Source organism: Paenibacillus sp. p3-SID1389 (genome assembly GCF_025151705.1).
In the GTDB taxonomy this organism is placed as follows: domain Bacteria; phylum Bacillota; class Bacilli; order Paenibacillales; family Paenibacillaceae; genus Fontibacillus; species Fontibacillus phoenicis.
On sequence record NZ_JALXVO010000045.1, the window covers coordinates 1 to 19978 of the forward strand.

General features: G+C 52.2%; 16 protein-coding genes. 12 read left to right on the forward strand and 4 right to left on the reverse strand.

Annotated elements, in window-relative coordinates; translation table 11 throughout:
• Window positions 1-188 precede the first annotated feature (188 nt).
• The 4 genes from M3G15_RS16595 (at window position 189) to M3G15_RS16610 (ending at window position 4489) form a co-directional block, all read left to right on the forward strand.
• Window positions 189-1187 (forward strand): glycosyltransferase, encoded by a 999-nt coding sequence (locus tag M3G15_RS16595; protein WP_260071527.1) that lies wholly within the window; start codon window positions 189-191, stop codon window positions 1185-1187.
• Complete coding sequence (locus M3G15_RS16600; RefSeq protein ID WP_260071528.1) at window positions 1184-1957, forward strand: GNAT family N-acetyltransferase; 774 nt, start codon at window positions 1184-1186, stop codon at window positions 1955-1957. The genes M3G15_RS16595 and M3G15_RS16600 overlap by 4 nt, the downstream gene beginning before the upstream one ends.
• A 294-nt stretch (window positions 1958-2251) precedes the next feature.
• The gene (locus M3G15_RS16605; protein WP_260071529.1) at window positions 2252-3163 is read left to right on the forward strand and encodes a polysaccharide deacetylase family protein; all 912 of its coding nucleotides are present in this window, start codon (window positions 2252-2254) and stop codon (window positions 3161-3163) included.
• A 36-nt stretch (window positions 3164-3199) separates the two neighbouring features.
• Window positions 3200-4489: an MFS transporter gene (locus M3G15_RS16610; protein WP_009223886.1), complete on the forward strand. Its 1290-nt coding sequence runs from the start codon at window positions 3200-3202 to the stop codon at window positions 4487-4489.
• Between the two features lie 29 nt (window positions 4490-4518).
• Here the strand turns inward: M3G15_RS16610 and M3G15_RS16615 are convergent, their stop codons facing one another.
• Complete coding sequence (locus M3G15_RS16615) at window positions 4519-6246, reverse strand: putative bifunctional diguanylate cyclase/phosphodiesterase (RefSeq protein ID WP_009223887.1); 1728 nt, start codon at window positions 6244-6246, stop codon at window positions 4519-4521.
• Between the two features lie 206 nt (window positions 6247-6452).
• Window positions 6453-7469, reverse strand: a complete 1017-nt coding sequence (locus tag M3G15_RS16620; RefSeq protein ID WP_009223888.1) for a helix-turn-helix transcriptional regulator — start codon at window positions 7467-7469, stop codon at window positions 6453-6455.
• A gap of 273 nt (window positions 7470-7742) precedes the next feature.
• Between M3G15_RS16620 and M3G15_RS16625 the strand changes: the two genes are divergently transcribed.
• Window positions 7743-8894, forward strand: coding sequence for an HD-GYP domain-containing protein (locus M3G15_RS16625; protein ID WP_260071530.1), 1152 nt, complete (start codon window positions 7743-7745; stop codon window positions 8892-8894).
• Window positions 8895-8965: 71 nt separating this feature from the next.
• Here M3G15_RS16625 and M3G15_RS16630 read toward each other — a convergent pair whose 3' ends face one another.
• Window positions 8966-9121 carry a hypothetical protein gene (locus tag M3G15_RS16630; protein ID WP_198136168.1) on the reverse strand — a complete coding sequence of 52 codons (156 nt, stop codon included), beginning with the start codon at window positions 9119-9121 and terminating at the stop codon, window positions 8966-8968.
• Window positions 9122-9361: 240 nt separating this feature from the next.
• Here M3G15_RS16630 and M3G15_RS16635 point away from each other — a divergent pair, with 240 nt between their 5' ends.
• Together M3G15_RS16635 and M3G15_RS16640 are read left to right on the forward strand one after the other, a co-directional pair.
• Window positions 9362-10165 (forward strand): formate/nitrite transporter family protein, encoded by an 804-nt coding sequence (locus M3G15_RS16635; protein ID WP_009223891.1) that lies wholly within the window; start codon window positions 9362-9364, stop codon window positions 10163-10165.
• A gap of 53 nt (window positions 10166-10218) precedes the next feature.
• A complete protein-coding gene (locus tag M3G15_RS16640) occupies window positions 10219-10356 on the forward strand; it encodes an EAL domain-containing protein (RefSeq protein ID WP_260071538.1) in 138 nt (45 codons plus the stop codon).
• A 71-nt stretch (window positions 10357-10427) separates the two neighbouring features.
• Here M3G15_RS16640 and M3G15_RS16645 read toward each other — a convergent pair whose 3' ends face one another.
• A complete protein-coding gene (locus M3G15_RS16645) occupies window positions 10428-11627 on the reverse strand; it encodes an ROK family protein (RefSeq protein ID WP_009223893.1) in 1200 nt (399 codons plus the stop codon).
• A gap of 237 nt (window positions 11628-11864) precedes the next feature.
• Between M3G15_RS16645 and xylA the strand changes: the two genes are divergently transcribed.
• From xylA to M3G15_RS16670, 5 genes are all read left to right on the forward strand, one after another.
• On the forward strand, window positions 11865-13181 hold the full coding sequence (gene xylA, locus M3G15_RS16650) for a xylose isomerase (protein WP_036644393.1): 1317 nt from the start codon (window positions 11865-11867) through the stop codon (window positions 13179-13181).
• 106 nt (window positions 13182-13287) lie between these two features.
• A complete protein-coding gene (gene xylB, locus M3G15_RS16655) occupies window positions 13288-14784 on the forward strand; it encodes a xylulokinase (RefSeq protein WP_260071531.1) in 1497 nt (498 codons plus the stop codon).
• Between the two features lie 146 nt (window positions 14785-14930).
• Window positions 14931-16754, forward strand: coding sequence for a sensor histidine kinase (locus M3G15_RS16660; protein WP_260071532.1), 1824 nt, complete (start codon window positions 14931-14933; stop codon window positions 16752-16754).
• Window positions 16747-18276 (forward strand): response regulator transcription factor, encoded by a 1530-nt coding sequence (locus tag M3G15_RS16665; protein WP_260071533.1) that lies wholly within the window; start codon window positions 16747-16749, stop codon window positions 18274-18276. Before M3G15_RS16660 ends, M3G15_RS16665 begins: the two co-directional genes overlap by 8 nt.
• Before the next feature lie 199 nt (window positions 18277-18475).
• A complete protein-coding gene (locus tag M3G15_RS16670; RefSeq protein WP_009223898.1) occupies window positions 18476-19969 on the forward strand; it encodes an ABC transporter substrate-binding protein in 1494 nt (497 codons plus the stop codon).
• Window positions 19970-19978: the final 9 nt, after the last annotated feature.

A 19978-nucleotide genomic window follows, 5' to 3' on the forward strand; every position in this document is an offset into this window, starting at 1 on the left:
ATCACTATCCATTTTAACCTACGAGATGTAGCAATTTGGAGGGCTGTCTTTGTTTTACGTTCATCTTAGCTAAAACCTCGTAGTCCCGAATTCGTAGCGATTAACGTCCCTCAGGTCCGTTAGCGGTTGACGAAGCAAGACATGACGTGGCAAGCACACATTACTATAACAACTAGAGGCGGGGTTAAATGAAGAAAGTCGGTTTAGTCATGCGAAAAATCCAGTTTGCGGAAGCCCAAGGCCCGCGCGTGTTTGCGGAGCGGCTGCGCGACATCGGCCGGGAGCTAGGCGTGGAGGTTGTATTTATCTCGCCGGAGCGCCATGTCAGCGGACACGATTGGCTTCCCGGCTATGAGCACGAGAAAGGCGATCTGGTCAATTACGATATCGTGCTGGACCAAATTTATTCGCAGAACATCGAGCACGTGATTTATACGGTATCCGGGTTTACTTTTCTCAAAATGTTCCTCCCCAAGAGCGTACTGTTCCCACACAGTTTCCCTGACCCGGCGTTGACTGGGTATGAGATGATGAAGCCGTTTTACGGGATCGTGGACAAGGCGATCGTACAGACGGAGTTTTTGCGGAAGCAAATGAACGACGTGTTCGGTGTGACGGATGTGGACGTGATTCCCATCGGATTTAACGAAACGTTGGCGGAGCGGTTTTTTGACCCCTCGGCTATCGTGGAGAATCGGGTACTCTGGATCGGACGGGACGAGGAGAACCGGCGGCCGGACCTGGTGCTGGAATATGCGCGGCAAAATCCGGACAAGGACGTCGTGATGGTGTTTGGCGGGGAGCGTTATAAGGAAAGTGTGAAAAAATACAACATCCCCCACAACGTCACCCTGCGGTTTGCGTTAAGCCAGGATGAAGTGTTTTCGCTGATGAACTCGGCCAAGGTGTACTGGAGCTGCTCCCGGTTTGATACCTTTGCAATGCCGCTGACCGAAGCGCTGGCGATGGGCAAAATCGTCGTCAAGCCGGAGCATCCCTGCTATGGTCACATTAGCTCCCGTCACGCCTTTGCCGGCAACGAGAACAACTGGTTTGAACTGGTCAACATGGCGGCAGCCTCACCGCTGAAGTATTCCAGGGACAACCGGGATTACGCCTTTGAGAAGTTTTCGGCGACAGTGATGAAGAGAGGATACGAGCGGTTCTTTGGAGAGTGGCTCAAATGAGCGGGCGGACGGAAGAAACCGAGGTAGCTGATCGATTGGAGCAATTGGCCGCAAGTGGGTGGCCTCCGCGCGAGTTGGAATGGCTTGGCACTTGGCGGCTTCGGGCAAACGACGGCGTCACAACAAGAGCGAACAGTGTGCTGGCAGCCGGACCTTTTCCAGAGGGCGATTGGCTTGCCATCGTGGAGCACTTTTACCGGGAACGTGGACTGAGACCCTGCTTTCACGTCAGTGAATCTTCACCTCAAGAGTTGGATGGGCTGCTGGCCGCGGCGGGGTATGAGATCTCGATGAACTGCCTGCTGCTGGCGGCTTCTAGCCAGGATGTACTTCAGCGATCCACCGTTTACGAGGCTGACGATGTGGAGTTGGTTTATAAAGCGGGACCGGTCGAGTCATGGATGGACGCATTTCTACGGATGGAGGGATTTCCGGAGGAACGCCGGGCCGGATATACGTCGATCTTTACAGCAATGCCCACACCTAAGGCGTTTGCGGCAATCTATGAAGCGGGTGAGCCGGTGGGCTTAGCTACCGTGGTCATTGAGGAGGGCCGGGCCGGGATCAGCAATGTTGTTGTCGATGCACGCCACCGCCGCAAGGGGATCGCCGGCCGCCTCCTGCGTGCGCTAGCGTCTTGGGCGATAGAGAACGGCGCGGAAGGTATGCACCTGCAAGTGCTGGCGAACAACGCACCGGCGTTGGAGCTCTATAATAAGCTTGGCTTTACGGTCGTGTCGGAATATCATTACAGAGTTCTCAATAGCTGATAACGGAAAGGGCAGTCGGATACCGATTGCCCTTATTTTTTTTGCCTGAGCAGGAATTATCAGGGTGTAAGCGAAATTACAAACTTATGAACTATAGGCTTAGGTTCCAACATACACTTGGTATATAAATTCATCGGCCCCAAAAAGGGCTGAGATCTGTGATACGTTCGTCATCAATCGGGATTCGCAGTTTTATCCATAACCGAAGGTACACTTCGGTTATTTCCACCATTTATGTAAGCGTTTTAATTATCAAGCTCATTGAAATTAGAGCAGAAACGGAGGAGAAGGCAAATGACATTGGCAGAGCGATTGGGGTACGGGCGGGAAGCCAAACTGTTGATTGTGAATGCGGACGATTTTGGAATGTGCTATGCGGAAAATACGGCGATAACCCAACTGCTACAGGAACGGGCGGTCTCCTCGGCGACGGTCATGATCCCTTGCTCCTGGGCCAAGGAGGCGGTGGCGTGGAGCGTTGCCAATCCGGAATTCGATGTGGGGGTCCATCTGACGTTCACCAGCGAATGGAACGGATATAAGTGGGGGCCGGTCACCCGGGATGGGGACGTGCGGACATTGGTGACAGAGGAAGGTTATTTTCCCGAGGACGTTGCTCGCTTCGAATTGCAAGCCAGCCGGCCGCAAGTGCGCCTTGAGATGATTAACCAGGTGGAGACGGCGCTGGCGTTAGGCTTAGCACCTACACACCTCGATAACCACATGGGCAGCTTGTATGGATTGGCAACCGGCCATCATTTCCTTGATGTGGCGTTTGAGATTTGTGCGGATTACGGCCTGCCCTTCCGTTTGCCGCGTTCGTTGCCGCAGGTAGGGAAATTGCCGCCGGAGGCGAACGCCCTGATTCATCAGGTCACCGAGCTCGCCGATCGGATGGGCGTGATCCTCCTCGGTGATCTCATCGGTTTGCCCTTTGGCAAGCAGCCGGGCGAAACGTACGAAAGCTACAAACGCGATATGATCACCGTCCTTAAAGCGCTCCGTCCCGGTGTCTCGGAGATTATCATCCATCCGGCGCTCGCGACGGAAGAACTGAAGGCCATCCACAACGAATGGGAAAAAAGACAATGGGATTATCAACTGTTCCGTGATCCGGACATTAAGGCGGTTCTTGCGGAGGAAGGCATCGAGATGATCCGCTGGAAGGACTTGCAGGACCTTCAGAAGTCACAGCAGCGGCCCTAAGGCCGGCCGGCGGATCGAATAAAGGAGGCAGGGCGGATGATGCGAACCGCAAATCCGGGAAACCGGACGGAGCTTCAAAAGGTAGCCTACAGCTCGGGCAATCTGGCGGTAAATTTGATGTCGCAAGCTTTTGCAACCTATCTCGTCTATTATTACGTCGACGTGCTGGGCGTAAGGCCCGCCTGGATCAGCTTGGCGATGATATTTCACGGCGTGCTGAATGCCGTGCTGAACCCGCTGTTTGGCCATCTGTCCGACCGGACCCGCACCCGGTTCGGCAGACGCCTTCCCTATATCGGTTTTGGCCTGGTTCCGCTGGCCGCAGCGTTTGCGTTGCTGTGGACGCCGCCGGCGGCGGAAGGGGCGGCCTTTCCTTATTTTATAGGAACCGTAATCCTGTACGATGCTTTATTCGTCTTGGTTGTTCTGAATTACTCGGCCTTGTTCCCGGAGATGTTTCAGAGCATCAAGGACCGAGCGTATGTCTCTTCGTGGCGGCAAATGATGGGGATCGTGGGCATGATTGTAGGTGTCGCCATTCCGCCGCTCCTCTATTCACAGATCGGTTGGGGCTCCATGGGGGTTATATTTGCTGTATTGTCGGCCGTATTCCTAGCGTTATCCCTTTGGGGCAGCCGGGAACATCACGATACGGTACGTGCCACCTTCCGTTTGACCACAGCGGTTCGACATACTCTGGGAAACCGAGCGTTTGTCCTGTACGTGACCGGAAGTTTCCTGGTGCAGTTTACATTTGCGCTGCTGCCCGCCGGGATTCCGTTCTACACCAAATACGTTCTGGGCCGCGAGGAAAGCTACAACACCTTGCTGCTAGGGGGGATCTTTCTCACCGCCATTCCTTGCGTATTCCTGTGGGGACGGATCACAGCGAAATACGGCGCCCGGCAGGGGATCCTCATTGCGATGGGCTGCTATACAGCGGCGTTGCTGCCGTTCGGCTGGGTGACACAGGCAGGAGGGGCGATTGCCACCGCCGCTGCCGTCGGCATCGGATTGGCAGGGTTGCTGGTGCTGCTCGACGTCCTGTTGTCTGAGGTGATCGATGAGGATGAGCGGCGTACCGGCGCAAGACGGGAGGGCATGTACTTCGGCATGAACGGATTTATCGTGAGATGGGGAGTTTCGCTGCAGGCTGCTTGCATGGGGCTCATCCTGGAGGCGAGCGGTTACGACGCCGCATTAAACGAACAGCCGGCATCGGCCGCGATCGGCATCCGATGGATGCTTAGCGGGATACCGGCTGGAGCCTTGCTGCTGGCATGGTTATTTTTTTACTTATTCCCTTTGGGGAAGAGAACGTCGTGACCGGAGTGTATCGAGAGCCATGACGCGCATTAACTCGATTTCAGCAATCCCTCTATGGCTTCCGCGTTAAGCGGACGGCTGTAATAGTAGCCTTGAATTTGATCGCAGCCGTTTTGCTGCAGGAATTCGAACTGAGCTTTCGTCTCGACGCCCTCGGCCAGCACCGTCATGCCCAGCGATTTGCCTAACTGGATGATGGAGCGCAGCAGAGAGTTGTCGCGTTCAGAGCACGGGGTCTCCTGCACGAAGGTGCGGTCGATTTTCAGTACCTGAACCGGGAGCGATTTTAAGTAATGAATCGAGGAGTAGCCTGTCCCAAAATCGTCTACAGAGAGCGAGATGCCTTTTTGCTGCAAGGCAGTTAAGGTATCCTTGATCATCACATGATCGTTTAATAACGATTCGGTTACCTCCAGCTCCAAATACTGCGGGGCCAAACCCGTCTCGTTCAGCACTTGTTCAACGGTACGCAAGAATTGCGGATGCCGGAACTGCACTGCCGAGACATTCACCGATACCGGCAGCTTCGGATGCCCGGCATCTTGCCATCGTTTGTTCGCTTTGCACGCTTCCCGCAGGACCCATTCGCCCAATTCAACGATAAACCCATTCTCCTCGGCGATCGGAATAAAAGAGTTTGGCGGAATGTATCCCTGCACCGGATCCTTCCAACGGATCAGCGCTTCAAAGCCGGTCAGCTCTTTGGTTGAGGCATTCACCTTGGGCTGGAAGTGCAGCTCGAACTCCCCTTCCGCCAGTGCGCGGATCATTTTTTTCTCTAACGTGATTTGGGTCTTCAGCCGGTCCATCAGGTATTGATCATAGTAATGCGGGCCTTCCAGCGCTTCCTTCTTGGCTTCTTTCATCGCCATTTCCGCATGCTGCAGCAGTTGATGGATGTCGGAGCCGTCGTCCGGGTAGAGGCTGATCCCCATTCCGAAACCGACCTGGAACGCTTCGCCGGATAGGGTGTAAGGCTCTCTGAGCGCTTGGTTCAAATCTAGTGCAAGTGTATGTATGTATAATGGATCCGTTATGTTCGACACCAACACGAAAAATTCATCCGCAAAATTCCGACACATCGGGGTTCCATCCGGGAAAGAACGGCGCAGTCTTTCTGCGACTTGACGCAGCAGCTCATTGCCTTTGCTCTCGCCATGGCTTTCATTAATCAGCCGGAAACGGTTTAGGTTGATGCAAATGACGGCGGCCGTGGTATGCTCGGCTTGGGCCGAAAGCAGCTCGGCGTACATCAGTTCCTTAAAATAGTTCGAACTCATCAGGTGGGTCGCCGGATCGAAATGGGACAACTGGCGGAGCTGTTCCGTTGAAGCCTGCTGCTTCTCCACTTCCCGGGTCACGTCGAACTGAAGCCCGATGAAATAGAGAAGATGCCCCTCCGCATCCAAAATGGGACTGATGACAAACTGGTTCCAGAAGGTGCTGCCGTCCTTTTTATAGTTCTTGATCGTTACTGTAGCGGCTCCAATTTCCTTGATCGCTTTCCGAATGACGGCGAGATGTTCCTTGTTGGTCTCTTTCCCCTGAAGGAAACGGAGATTTCGGTTGAGAACTTCTTCTCGCTTGTATCCGGTAATCTTCTCAAACCCTTGATTGACATAGACCAACGGATTGTCCGGAAGATTCGGATTTGTAATGGCCAAGCCAACGCCCATCCTGTCAATGGCCTGAAGCAAGGCCGAAGCGGTGAGCATGAATTCTGGCCGGAATAGGGAGCTTATCTGGTCGTCTTCCACAATACAAAGCCTCCTCGAAATGATCCGCTGAAGAAGTAGAATAACCGACGATGTGCGTCATACGGGAGAATCCAATAAAACTTTAGCTTATGACTCCATCATACATGCGGCATGGCACCGATGGCAATCGATTTTTCCAATAAGCTGCGACGATAGACGCACATCCTTCCACCTAACTGCCAGGATTCGTAATGATAGAGAACTTGTCATTTCGAACCGGTCGGAACAGAGATTAACAGCTTAAGCAGTTGTGTCCGGTTGCTGGCCCCCACTTTTTGAAAAATGGAGCGCATATGCTTCTTAATTGTGACTTCGCTGAGAAAAAGGCGGGAGGCGATGTCACGGTTGGTCAGCCCCTCGGAGGCGAGAGCGGCAACCTCCTTCTCGCGATGGGTCAAATCCGTGCGGGCGTAAATGGCCGCCTCCGGCTTCAACTTCGGCAGACTCTCCGGGGCCGGGGAGCCATCCAAGACCATCGCTTCACAGCCTCTCGGGCGTGCCTCGTCACGCAGGCCTGGAAGGGCCGGTTCGCCGTCGTTGGCGTTGTGCTCACCGAGCAGCGAAGTGAGCATCACAGGCAAGCCGTCCGTTTGCTTCCAGATGCGCTGAATTTGGTCCGGTTCAACGATTCCGCGTCCCCGCAAAAAAGCGACAACGCTGTGATAGTCCAGGTTCTTGAGCGGCATCCGATAGATGGTATATTTCCACAGCGGGCATCCCGTCCACTTGCTGGACAACGGATTCCGGCCGGTGATGATGCTGAGGCAACGGTCCTTAATTTGCGGAATAAAAAAATCACGAAACCAATCATCCATCGTCTCCAGCAGTTCATACGTATCAATAAATAAAAGCACAGCCCCCAAATTAGCTCGTTTATTGACGGCCTCGATGGCAGCTCTGATGATAAAGTCGGGATCGGATAATGAGGGGAGGGTGTCCAACAAACCGAGCTGGAACAGGATTTGCCGGCAGATTTCTTCGGGTGTGGTTTTGATTTTCGCGGCATCAAGTGTGATTACGGCTGCGCCTTGTTTTGCGGCTTGCTTCTGAAATTCCTCAGCTAGAGAGCTTTTTCCTACACCGGAGGAGCCGTAGATGTTGATGATTCGCTCCATACTAGAATAGTGCTTTAGATATAACGAAAAGACCTCCAACTCCCACTCACGACCTACGATCCGGGATGGCCAACCAGGGTCCTGGTGCTCATGTTGTGTTAGCCTCATCGTTCTTCACCCCCCTCGCCATTTTATCATTTATGTTATCATAGTTCAGAATATCGCTGAATTTAAAGTTGGAATAGTGACTTTTTGTATAATTATGTCGAACTATGCTTTTCCAAAGTATACTTTGGGGTAATGTCTCATTTTCTGTCGTCATGATAAATTCGATCTTGGAGAATAAGAATTTCTTCTAGGCCAAAAGGCTTAGTGAATAAACATAGATGCGCAAGCGTTCTTCATTGATAGTTGAATTTTTTCATATAAAGAGGTGATGTCATGAGACAGGTTGATGTCAGATTGCTCGAACCCGGTGATGTCTTGGCCGAGCCAATAGTGAATCAATACGGGATGACGATGCTTGGGGCGGGAACTGCATTAACGGAGAACCTTATTGCTCGTCTTAAGAAGCTGGGGATTCAAACCGCGATCGTCCGCAACAAGGAATTGGATGGTTCCTTCCAAGAGGTCGATGTGAAGAAGCAATCTTCGATGTTGAAGTTCCAAGACCTCAAGGAGAAACGCGAGGCACGAAAGGAAATCCGGCAAATGCTGGTCCGTTTGGCTGACTCCGATCTGGGATTGGGGCGCCTGTCCACTCCTCACGTGGATGAGCAGTTTCGCCGGATGTTCCGCAACATCCTGTACGATATCACCAGTCATGAGCAAGTGCTCGACGGCTTGATTCGTCTGCAGCAAAACGATCCTTACCTGCTTGATCATTCCTTTCATGTCACGGCGTATTCCGCTATTCTTGGCATCGCGGGTCAATACTCCGGTGCGGAAATGATCGACCTTTGTGTAGGTGCGTTGCTGTTTGATATCGGAATGACGGAACTGCCGTCCCACATCATCCGGCGTCCCGGCAGCTTGACCGGAGCCGATCGTGAGGCGTTGCGGCGTCATCCGGAGGCAGGCTTCCAGATCATGTGCGAGATGGAAGGTGTATCGAGGCGTTCGGCCTTATGTGCGCTGCAGCATCATGAGCGATATAACGGGACAGGCTATCCTTCCCGCCTCAAGCATCATGAAATCGATGAATACGCCCAGATCGTGGCGATTGCCGACACTTATCACGCGTTGATCTCTCGCCGGAACTACCGACTGGCCTATACTCCCGGCGAAGCGATTGAATATTTGCTCGCTGCAGGGGATCGTTATTTCAGCCTCGAATTAATTCAGAAGTATTTACGTCATATCAGTATTTACCCCCTTTCCTCCATCGTAAAACTTAGCAGCGGCCAGTTAGGCGTCGTAACCTCTTTGGATTCCAACTTGGTACACCGACCGACGGTGAAGATCATTCGGGAAGCGGACGGTTCAGAAGTAAAATCACCTTATGAAATTGATCTCATGCGCAAAACGGACTTGGTGATTACGGAAATCATGGAGAATGACGAGGCAGGGCTGCAGTTGTCCGCAAGAGCTTAACTCTTGACAAGATGCAAAAAAAAAGCGAGCTTAGGTGGTCCCTAAGCTCGCACTTATTTTAATAGGGTTGACTACTTGACGTCGGTTACCTCGGACTGCATCATTTCCAGCTTGCGGATTATCTCCTTTTGCCACTGGCGGTCGCCCAAATGGGCGGCAAGATTGAGCAGATCCAAGTAGTCATCGATGTCCAGCCTTGTCTTTCTGCGGGCGGCTAACAATCTCATGGGCATTCTCTCCTCTTACGCTGTTGTTCGTTGGATAAACCAGGCCAGCTCCGAATTAATAATGATAATCATTATCACATAATCCTAATTTTTATTATGCACAAATCCGTATCGCTTGTAAATAGCAGTAATACCGTTTATTTTAGATTTAAACGAAAATGGTGTATGATGGATGGCCGTAACCAAAGAGGGATAAGCTAACCTCAAACGAACACCAAGCATGAATAAACGGGGGGCGTTATGGAGACAGAATCGCTGTTAAAAGTTGAGGAATTGGCAATCAAGAAATATAAAATCTTTATGCAAAGCCATCTCCGGTATATTGCCAGAGCGATGCTGGCGAGCATGTTTATCGGGTTTGGGGTGATCGTTGCGTTCAAGAGCGGGAACTTCCTCTACCTGGAGCATTCGCCGCTGACCTATCCGATGGCCGCCGTGACCTTTGGCGCTGCGATTATCCTCATCGCATACGGGGGCGGGGATCTATTTACCGGAAATACGTTCTATTATACATACGCGGCTTTAAGAAAACGGCTGAAATGGCTGGATGTCACCAAGTTATGGGTATTCAGCTACCTCGGCAATATCCTGGGCGCAGCCGCATTCGCCTTATTGATTTACTTGACCGGCTTATTTGCCGACGCTTCGGTGAATAGTTTCCTGCTGAGCGTGGTCGAACATAAAATGACTACCCCAATCACGGAATTGTTCTTCCGCGCAATTCTTTGTAACTGGCTGGTATGTCTGGCTTTTTTCATTCCGATGGCGCTCCAAGGGGATGGGGCGAAGATGTTTGCGATGATGCTGTTCGTCTTCTGCTTCTTTATCTCCGGCTACGAACATAGTATTGCGAATATGTGCACCTTTGCCATCGCTTTGGTGCTGGACCATCCCGCCACGATCTCGTTTGGCGGCGTTCTCCACAACCTGATTCCCGTGACGCTTGGCAATTTGGTTGGCGGGGTGCTGCTGATGGGCTTTATGTACTATTTTGCCAACAAGCCGTATTTGGATGCGGAGGATGCTTCCGGTACGTCGAAATAAGTACAGGTTCAGTCAGACATCTTCTCATAGGGAGGTGTCTATGGCTGCAGGTCATTGCCGAAGGCGTGGAGACGGAGCAGCAAATGGAGCATGTGCGCCGCGCGAAATGCGATATCATTCAGGGGTACTATATCAGCAAGCCGCTTCCGGAGGCGGGGGGTGCGCGATTTGCTGCGAAGCTTCCGGCCTGATCAGATGACATAAAAATAACCCGCAGACTCGTGGAATAGAGACACGATGCTGCGGGTTATTGCTTTTTGGATCAAAGACCGGCCGTTGAGCTGCTTTCTTGCACAGGAACGGGATCCGGTTCACTCAGAAACGCAGTAATCGGCATGGAGGCGGCGCCGAGTGCTGTCGATCGGATGCCTAAGTTGGCGAAGGCGACTCCGGACTTCTTCCGGTGGTAGGATAAGCTGCGGTTCTCGATGGTGCGCAGCATCGCATCCTGGATGAGGTCACCGGCTAGCGACAGACGGTTGCCGATAACGATCAGCTCCGGATTGAGGATGTTGACCAAATTGGCCAATCCAACGCCAAGCTGGGCACCGATTTCATTCAGGAGCTCTATCGCCCGGGAATCGCCGCTGTGGGCCAGTTGAATCATCTCCTCCAAGTCGGGGTGCTTATCCCCCCACAGCTTGGCGGCCCGGTCAAGCAACGCCTTCTCCGAGGCGAGCGTCTCCCAGCAGCCGCGGTTGCCACAGCGGCAGAGCGGGCCGTTCTCGGCGATGGTCATATGACCAACCTCGCCGGAGAAATTCGACGTGCCGCGGTACAGCTCGCCGCCGACGATAATGCCGGAACCGATGCCGATGCCGATGCTGAGGTAGATCAAATTTTGGGCCTCGCGTCCGGCCCCAAAGAGCTTCTCGCCAATCGCGCCGGCATTGGCCTCGTTATCAATATGAAGATTGGCCCCGAACTCGGAGGCCAGCGGTTCGTATAATTCAACCTTGTTCCAGTCCAGGTTGGGCGCGGAGATCACCCGGCTCTTGTCGTCGACGAGCCCTGGTACGCCAATGCCGATCCCAACGATCCCGTACGGGGATTCGGGCAGCTGCTCTTTAAACTGGCGGATCGTTTGGCGAATCTGTTCCAGCACGTGTTCCGGACTGAAGTCGCTAAGCGGCACCAGTTTTTCCTGAAGCACGTGGCCCTCCAGATCAACCAGCACAGCCAGTAAATCATTGACGCGGATGTCGATGCCAATGGCATACCCGGCACTACGGTTGAAGAGCAGTAATGTCGGCTTCCGCCCGCCGCTGGATTCGCCGGGGCCGATCTCGGTAACCAGATGACTGTCGATCAACTCGGAGACGAGGGACGATACGGTCGCCTTGTTCAAGCCAATCGCAGCGGAGATATCCGCACGAGACAAGGGTTGACGCTGACGAATCGTATCCAGGACGATCGTTTTATTCATTTTTTTGATCAGTTGTTGGTCGCCTGTGATTTTCATATAAACTCCCTCGTTCTACCCAAGCCTCTCGGCATGGCAAAATTGTGTCTATACGCATCATAACATAAACGTCCCAGGTAAAATCAACAACTTTGTTAGTTTACTAGACAAACTAAGTGGAACGTGATACGATCTAGGTGTAGACGGCATGCTCGCATTAGTAAATGGGCATGCTACTTAAAATCGACAGGATGTAAAGGCTTACTTAAATTAAATCTCTGGTGGGAGGAATTCGTGGTGAGTTATTTCAAGAACATTAGCAAAATTCAGTATGAAGGCGCAGGTTCCGACAATCCGCTGGCATTTAAACATTATAACGAGAATGAAGTTGTACTCGGCAAAACAATGAAGGAGCATCTGCGTTTCGCAGTAGCTTACTGGCACACGTTGACAATGAACGGCAGCGACCCTTTTGGTCAAGGCAACATGATTCGTCCTTGGGAAACGGTAAGCGGTATGGATCTGGCGAAAGCCCGTGTAGAAGTTAACTTTGAATTCCTGGAGAAACTCGGCGCTCCGTATTTTTGCTTCCATGACGTGGACGTTGCTCCAGAAGGTGCGACCCTGAAAGAATCCAATGAAAATCTGGACGTCATCGTCGCTAAAATCAAAGAAGGCATGAAGCAAACCGGCGTGAAGCTGCTTTGGAACACAGCTAACATGTTCTCCAACCCGCGTTACGTACATGGCGCTGCAACGACTTCCAATGCTGACGTCTTCGCTTATGCTGCAGCTCAAGTGAAGAAAGGTCTGGAAACCGCTGTTGAGCTGGGCGCTGAAAACTATGTATTCTGGGGCGGCCGTGAAGGTTACGAGTCCCTGCTGAACACAGATATGGCTCTGGAACTCGACAACCTGGCGAGATTCTTCCAAATGGCCATCGATTATGCAAAAGAAATCGGCTTCAAAGGTCAATTCCTGATCGAGCCGAAACCAAAAGAGCCTACGAAACACCAATACGATTTCGATGCTGCTACGACAATTGCATTCCTGCAAAAATACGGCTTGCAAGACCACTTCAAGCTGAACCTGGAAGCAAACCATGCGACGCTGGCCGGCCATACGTTTGAACACGAGCTGCGCGTAGCCCGCATCAACAACATGCTGGGTTCGATCGACGCGAACCAAGGCGATATGCTGCTCGGCTGGGATACCGACGAATTCCCAACAGACCTGTATGCCGTAACGCTGGCGATGTATGAAATCCTGAAAAACGGCGGCTTGGGCTCCGGCGGGGTGAACTTCGACGCGAAGGTAAGACGTACTTCCTTCGAACCGGAAGACCTGTTCTATGCTCATATTGCGGGTATGGACACCTTCGCGAAAGGCTTGAAAGTAGCCGGCAAAATGATCGAAGACAACTTCATCGAAAACCTGATTGAAGAACGTTATGCTAGCTTCAAATCCGGCATCGGCGCGGATATCGTGTCCGGCAAAGCAAACTTCAAAACGCTGGAAGCTTATGCTCTGGAGCACAGCCATATCGTGAACAAATCGAACCATCTCGAACTGGTGAAAGCCCGCCTGAACGAATACATTTTCGGCACGAAATAAGCGTAGAGAGACACTTGTTAAACAACCTATCCAAAAGGGGACGCCTGCCGTCCCTTTTTGTGGTATAAGGCCCCCTTTGGGGGACATGCGAAGGGAGAGTATCGCAATGAAGTATGTGATTGGCATCGATTTGGGGACCAGCTCGGTTAAGACGTTGCTCGTGAACCAAAACGGCGAGATCGCCGGGGAGGCGTCTGCAGCTTATCCGCTGATCCAAGAGCGTCCGGGGTACAGCGAACAAAATCCGGAGGAATGGGTCAAAGGGACGATTGCTTGTTTGCAGCAGCTGCTGAAGGAAAGCGGCGTAGCTGCCGAAGACATCGAGGGTGTCTCCTTCTCCGGTCAAATGCACGGCTTAGTGCTGCTTGATGAGCAGAACAACGTGCTGCGCAACGCGATTTTGTGGAACGATACCCGGACAACAAAGCAATGCCGTCAAATTGAAGCGAAGCTGGGCGACAAGCTGCTCGACATTACGCGCAACGCTGCGTTGGAAGGGTTTACGTTGCCAAAAATCCTTTGGGTGCAGGAGCATGAGCCGGAGTTGTTTGCCAAAGCCGCGCGTTTCGTACTGCCGAAGGATTATTTGCGTTACCGCATGACCGGCCAAGTGCAAATGGAAATCTCCGACGCGGCGGGAACGCTGCTGCTGAACGTGCCGGAAGGCAAGTGGAGCGAGGAGATCGCTGCCGCCTTCGGGCTTCCGGCTGGCTTCTGCCCGCCGATTGTGGGCAGCACCGAGTTTACCGGCACGCTGCTGCCGGAATTTGCCGCCGAGTCCGGCCTGGCGGCTGGCACGAAGGTGTTTGGCGGCGGCGCTGACAACGCCTGCGGCGCGGTTGGCGCAGGTATCGTCCGTAAAGGTGACGCGCTGTGCAGCGTGGGTACGTCTGGCGTGGTGCTGACCTACGAAGAAGACAAGAACAAGGATTTTGCCGGCAAGGTGCATTTCTTTAACCATGCGCATCCGGGCGCTTTTTACGCGATGGGCGTGACGCTGGCCGCAGGGTATTCCTTGAGCTGGTTCAAGGAATCGCTGGCGCCGGAGCTTAGCTTTGACGAGCTGCTGAAGCCGGTGGGCGACATTCCGCCGGGTTCGGAAGGGCTGCTGTTCACCCCGTATCTGGTCGGGGAACGCACGCCGCATGCGGACAGCGTCATTCGCGGCAGCTTCATCGGCTTGTCCGGCACGCATCGCCGGGAGCATCTGGCCCGCGCGGTAATGGAAGGCATCACCTTCTCGCTGCAGGAGTCGTTTGATCTGTTCGACGCGGCCGGCATCGAGGTTGAACGCGTGATTTCCATCGGCGGCGGCGCGAAGAATCCGGTCTGGCTGCAAATGCAGGCCGATATTTTCGGTAAGCCGGTTGTGGCGCTCAAGAACGAGCAAGGCCCGGCGATGGGCGCGGCGATGATGGCTGCTGTCGGCAGCGGCTGGTTCGGCAGCTTGAAAGAATGCGCCGATGCCTTCATCGGGTATGCGAAGACCTATGAGCCGATCCCGGCTAATGTGGAGAAGTACGCCCGCTTATTCAAGCTGTATCAGCAAGTTTATGCAGCAACCCGCTCGCTGAACGAAGGGCTGCAGGAATTCCGCGGATAAGCTTGCACAAGGATCTGCCCATAAACGCCTGTTCCCATGGGGAATAGGCGTTTTTCAATTTGGATATGGTGCTGCTGAGCCAAGAACTGCAAACCCATGCAGTGCCAAAGGCATGGTATAATTGACCTTGTGCGAGGAGGGAAGACATGTTCATCCGGAGCATCTACCGCAATTACTTCAAGAACAATTTGTTCATGAAGATTCTTTTGTTTTTTTCAGTCATCACCATCGTTACGATTATTACTTTTTCGTATTTGATGTTTATGTTTATGTCAGAGTCCGCGGTACAGAGACAACTGGACATTCAGAAGCGGGCAATCGAAAGTGTCAGCGATTACATTGGCAGCAAATACGAATCCGTACAGGCAATGGTACGGGACATTTATCGTGACGAGGAGCTGGCCTCGAACACTTCTTTTTTCTTGGAGCATCCGTATCAGGATTACGTGAATTACCGCTTGGACCGTTTTTATACGGAAAATAATTCGTCAACCGACACCGTTCTGTATTTCCGTAACGTGGTCGACGACGATCCGGACATTCGCAGTTTGATGTTATATAGCGCAGATCTGCAACAGTTATATGTTTTTGGCAGCGATAAGCAATTTAAGATTATCCCTACCAATCAGGCCCGATCCTTCATCCCTGATGTGATGTATCAGGAGGAAGGCGTGAACGTGGGGGCCGCCAACATCTGGGTGCGCAAAACGGTGGGCCTGCCAGATCTCCCGATGTATTCGGTCCGCATCCCCATCAATAATAAGCAATCGCTTCGCAACATCGGGCAGCTCGACGTGTATTTCGATACCGACAAGGTATGGGGCAGCCTCGCGATGTACGAAGATGAACTCAAAGGATCCATCTTGGTGCTGTCCGCTGATGGCAGCGTATTATTTGATTCCTCCGGAACCTATTATGATCAGAAATACCCGTATGCCGAACAAATTAACTCTATGTACGATACCGGGGGGCTGGGTGAAGGGCTGATTGCCACTAAGCTGACGCAAAGCCAGGGAGGTTACACCGTACTCAGTACCGTTCCAAAAGAGGAGCTGGCCAAAACTTATCACGGACTCCGCAACACGATCTTTACCATCAGCTCCATTTGCATTTTGTTTGCGATCCTGATCCCGGCGCTGTTTATCAGCAATTTCGCCAAACGCACGCGAAATATTATTCGGTTTACCCGCAGAGTTCGCAACGGGGATCTCACCGCACGGATCGACGAGTTCCGGGAGGACGAGCTGGGGCAGATCTCCAAGAGCTTTAATGACATGCTGGACGAGCTGAATGTATACATCGACCGGGTGTTCAAAGCGGAGATTAAGCAGCAGCAAACCGAGCTCGTTGCGTTGCAGGCGCGGATCAATCCACACTTCCTGTACAATACGCTGGAGGTTATCCGGATGCGGGCCGTTTCCCAAGGCGCGAAAGATGTGGGTGAGATGATCTACAGCTTGTCCGTCCTGTTCAAAAGCATGGTGCAGCAAAAGAAGAACTACACCCTTAAGGACGAACTGGAAGCTTGCCGATTATATCTAGAGTTGTTCCGTATCCGTTACCGGGATCGCTTTAGCTATGAGATTCAAGCCGACCCTTCGCTTCTGGGCAAAGCGATCGTCCGTTTGTCCCTGCAGCCTATCGTGGAGAACTATATCGTCCACGGCATCCAAACCGACCAAAGCGACAACCGGATTAAGATCGAGGTGCGGGAAGACGGGAATTCGCTGGTGGCCGTGGTCAAGGATAACGGGAAGGGCATCGAACCCGACCGGCTGGCGGAAATCCATCGGGAGCTGGAGCGGGAAGAAGAAACCGGGCAAATGTTTGGACTTCGCAGCGTACATTCGCGGCTGCGTTTCCTGTACGGCCCGGACTACGGAATCAAGATCGAGAGCACGCCCGGCAGCGGGACAACCATCACAGTTCGTTTTCCGAATCGGGAAGGAATGGAGGGGGAAGATGTATAAGGTATTTATCGTCGATGACGAACCGTTCATCATCGAAGGCTTATACGATATCGTGGACTGGCCGCAGTTTGGCTTGGAAATTGTCGGACACGCAGAGAACGGCCAGCAGGCGCTGGACGCCCTTGCTACGAAGCCGGTGGATGTATTAATCACGGACATCTCCATGCCGGTCATGAACGGGTTAACGCTGATTTCCGAGGCGCGGAAGCTGCACAAGGAATTGAAGGTCATTATTTTGAGCGGATTTAACGAGTTTGATTACCTCAAAGAGGGCATGAAGCTTGGCATTGAAAACTACCTGCTGAAGCCGATTAATGTTGAGGAGCTGGAATCGACGCTGCGCAACACGGTGCAGAAGCTGGACAGCGTGGATACAAACGGACTCTACGACGCCTATGATATCCAAATCCTGAAGGACAACACGCTTTACCGCTGGCTGAACGGGCAGATGGCGGCTGCGGAATTCGAGGAGCGAGCTGAGCTGCTGGGCTTGCATTTGCAGGGGCCTTATGTTGCGGTGGCGATGCTGCGCACCGAAGGCAACTCGGCCGAAGTATTTGATCGCGCTGAACGTTACCTCAAGGCGTGGCGGGGAATCACCCTATTCCACGATGTAGATGGCGATATTGGAATCGTGGCTTCCCTTCCTGCCGGGGCAGAGGAGAAGCGGACTTTTGCCGAACTGATGGAGCACCTGTCCCTGGAATTGTCAGTCATGAACCAGACGATTCAAATGGGCGTAGGTAATGTGGGACGGTTGCCTGAAGCGGCATCTCTCAGCTATAAGCAAGCCAAGCGTGCCCTTGAATATTACTTGATTTATCCGGAACGGCGGACGATGGAATACAAGCAGCTAGAGAGTACCCGCGCCGGCGGCGTATTGGAGAGCGGCTATCCGCTAGGCTGGGACGATTACGCCAAGTTGATTTTGGCGAAGGATAAGGATGGATTAAGAAAACGGATTTGCCAAGATTTCGAGCGGTTGAAGCAGACGGAGGGCATTCGTCCCGAGGATGTGCAGAATATCGCCTTGGAACTGGTGGTCCGCTTTAAAATGGAGCTTCAGCATATTAAATATACGGAAGAGACAGACTTGTTTAAGAACACGCTTCAACGTGTCCAGCGCTGTGATTCGTTTCAAGAGCTGGTCCAAAGTCTCGTAAATTTGGCGGAGGAGACGGTTGGTTCGCTTCTACAGGATGCTAAGAATCCGGTGGTGCATCAGGTGTTGAACTACATCGACTCGCATTACGCCGACGAACTGTCGCTCAAAACGCTGGGCGCGCAATACCATATTCATCCGGTGTATCTCGGGCAGTTATTTCACAAGGAGACGGGGGTGTCCTTTGCCGAGTATATTAACAAGTACCGGATCGAAAAGGCGAAGCAACAACTCAAAAATACCAATCTCAAAGTGCACGAAATCGCGCGGAGCGTGGGCTACTGGGAGATCGGTTATTTCTATAAGCAGTTCCGGAAATACGTGGGGATCTCCCCCACCGACTTTAAGGCACTGCATTAGATCGAATAGGGGAGGGTACCCTGGAGCAAGGAGATTTTTAACCACCTAAATCGGTTGGTTTTCCTTGGTTCCAGGGTATTGTCCTTTTCTTTAATTTGTACCTTAATTTTTTAAGTTTATCTTCTTTTTGTAATGGCTTTCATTCGGTAAGGTTAGGTTAGTCGAACAAAACAAAAGAGATTCAAAAGGGAGGATCAGCATGAGTAAAAGCAAAAGAAGTTTTTCTTTCGTCCTTGCCACTCTGATGGCCATGGTGCTTGTTCTGAGCGCATGCGGCGGAAGCAAGAACGCGGACAGCGGCAGCAACAGCGGAGCCGCAGCGGGCAACTCGGAGGAACCGGTTAACCTGATTTGGTACACGATCGGTACGCCTCAAAAAGACGTAGACCGCGTAATGGAAGAAGTCAGCAAGTACACCAAAGAGAAAATCAATGCAACAATTACGATGAAAATGATCGACTGGGGCGACTACGCACAAAAGATGCAAGTGAACGTCGCTTCCGGTGAACCGATGGATATCATCTTCACTTCCGCAGGTGGTTTCGACTACGTGCAAAACGCTAGAAAAGGCGCGTTCCTGCAACTGGACGAGCTGCTCGAGCAATATGGACAAGACCTGAAGAACACTATCGACCCTGCGTTCTTGGAAGGCTCCAAAGTCGACGGGCATAACTACGGGATCCCGGCGAACAAAGAACTTCCGCAACAAGAAGTATGGCGCTTCAACAAAACGTTCTTGGACAAGTATAACCTGGACATCTCGAACGTTCGTTCCTTGGAAAGCATCGAGCCATTGTTGAAAACGATTAAAGAAAATGAACCGGGCGTAACGCCGTTCGCAATGAACAAAGAATACGTTCCGTATGTTCCTTACGATTACATTATTCAAAACCTGCCGATGGCGGTAAAACTGGATACGACCGATTATAAAATCGTAAACATCCTGGAAACGCCGGAAATGCAAGAAGCTCTGAACTTGATGCACAAGTACTATAAAGCAGGTTACGTAGCTCCGGAAGCGGCTACAACTGGCTCTACCAGCGACCTGATGACTTCCGGTCAATGGTTCATGGACCGTGCACAAACCCAGCCGCTGGCGGATAACCTATGGTCTGCAAGCTACGGCTACCCTGTAGTATCTACACCGGCAAGTGACGCGATTATCACGAACACTTCCGTACAAGGTTCGATCATGGCGATCTCCGCGAACTCCGAACATCCGGAGAAAGCAATGGAATTCCTGAACCTGCTGAACACCGATCCGGTGCTGCGCAACATGGTTGACTCCGGTATCGAAGGCGTTCACTACAAGAAAATCGATGACACCCACTACGAAAACCTGGCAGAATCGAAAAACTACGACATGCCTTCGTACTCTTTGGGTAACAACATGCTCCTGTACTTGAATGCCAACGACCCAGACGACAAATGGGAGCAATTCAAGAAGTTTAACGCAGAAGGCGTGAATTCGCCAATCCTGAGCTTCAACTTCGACAGCACGAAAGTAGCTACCGAAATGGCCGCTGTACAAAACGTAAAAGAGCAATTCTGGTCCTCGTTGATGACGGGTACGGTTGATCCGGCGGAATACCTGCCAAAAGCAATCAAAAAATTCAAAGAGGCAGGCCTGGACAAGGTGATTGCTGAAGCCCAAGCTCAGCTCGATGCCTGGAGAGCTGAAAACAACAAGTAATCATTATAG

Bases quoted from the DNA above. Each gene is read 5' to 3' on its own strand.
- xylB (WP_260071531.1), top strand. From the start codon at position 13,288: ATGAAGTATGTGATTGGCATCGATTTGGGGACCAGCTCGGTTAAGACG.
- M3G15_RS16625 (WP_260071530.1), top strand. From the start codon at position 7,743: ATGAGACAGGTTGATGTCAGATTGCTCGAACCCGGTGATGTCTTGGCC.
- M3G15_RS16670 (WP_009223898.1), top strand. From the start codon at position 18,476: ATGAGTAAAAGCAAAAGAAGTTTTTCTTTCGTCCTTGCCACTCTGATG.
- M3G15_RS16620 (WP_009223888.1), bottom strand. From the start codon at position 7,469: ATGAGGCTAACACAACATGAGCACCAGGACCCTGGTTGGCCATCCCGG.
- M3G15_RS16635 (WP_009223891.1), top strand. From the start codon at position 9,362: ATGGAGACAGAATCGCTGTTAAAAGTTGAGGAATTGGCAATCAAGAAA.
- M3G15_RS16610 (WP_009223886.1), top strand. From the start codon at position 3,200: ATGATGCGAACCGCAAATCCGGGAAACCGGACGGAGCTTCAAAAGGTA.
- M3G15_RS16645 (WP_009223893.1), bottom strand. From the start codon at position 11,627: ATGAAAATCACAGGCGACCAACAACTGATCAAAAAAATGAATAAAACG.
- M3G15_RS16595 (WP_260071527.1), top strand. From the start codon at position 189: ATGAAGAAAGTCGGTTTAGTCATGCGAAAAATCCAGTTTGCGGAAGCC.
- M3G15_RS16600 (WP_260071528.1), top strand. From the start codon at position 1,184: ATGAGCGGGCGGACGGAAGAAACCGAGGTAGCTGATCGATTGGAGCAA.
- M3G15_RS16660 (WP_260071532.1), top strand. From the start codon at position 14,931: ATGTTCATCCGGAGCATCTACCGCAATTACTTCAAGAACAATTTGTTC.
- M3G15_RS16630 (WP_198136168.1), bottom strand. From the start codon at position 9,121: ATGAGATTGTTAGCCGCCCGCAGAAAGACAAGGCTGGACATCGATGAC.
- M3G15_RS16605 (WP_260071529.1), top strand. From the start codon at position 2,252: ATGACATTGGCAGAGCGATTGGGGTACGGGCGGGAAGCCAAACTGTTG.
- M3G15_RS16665 (WP_260071533.1), top strand. From the start codon at position 16,747: ATGTATAAGGTATTTATCGTCGATGACGAACCGTTCATCATCGAAGGC.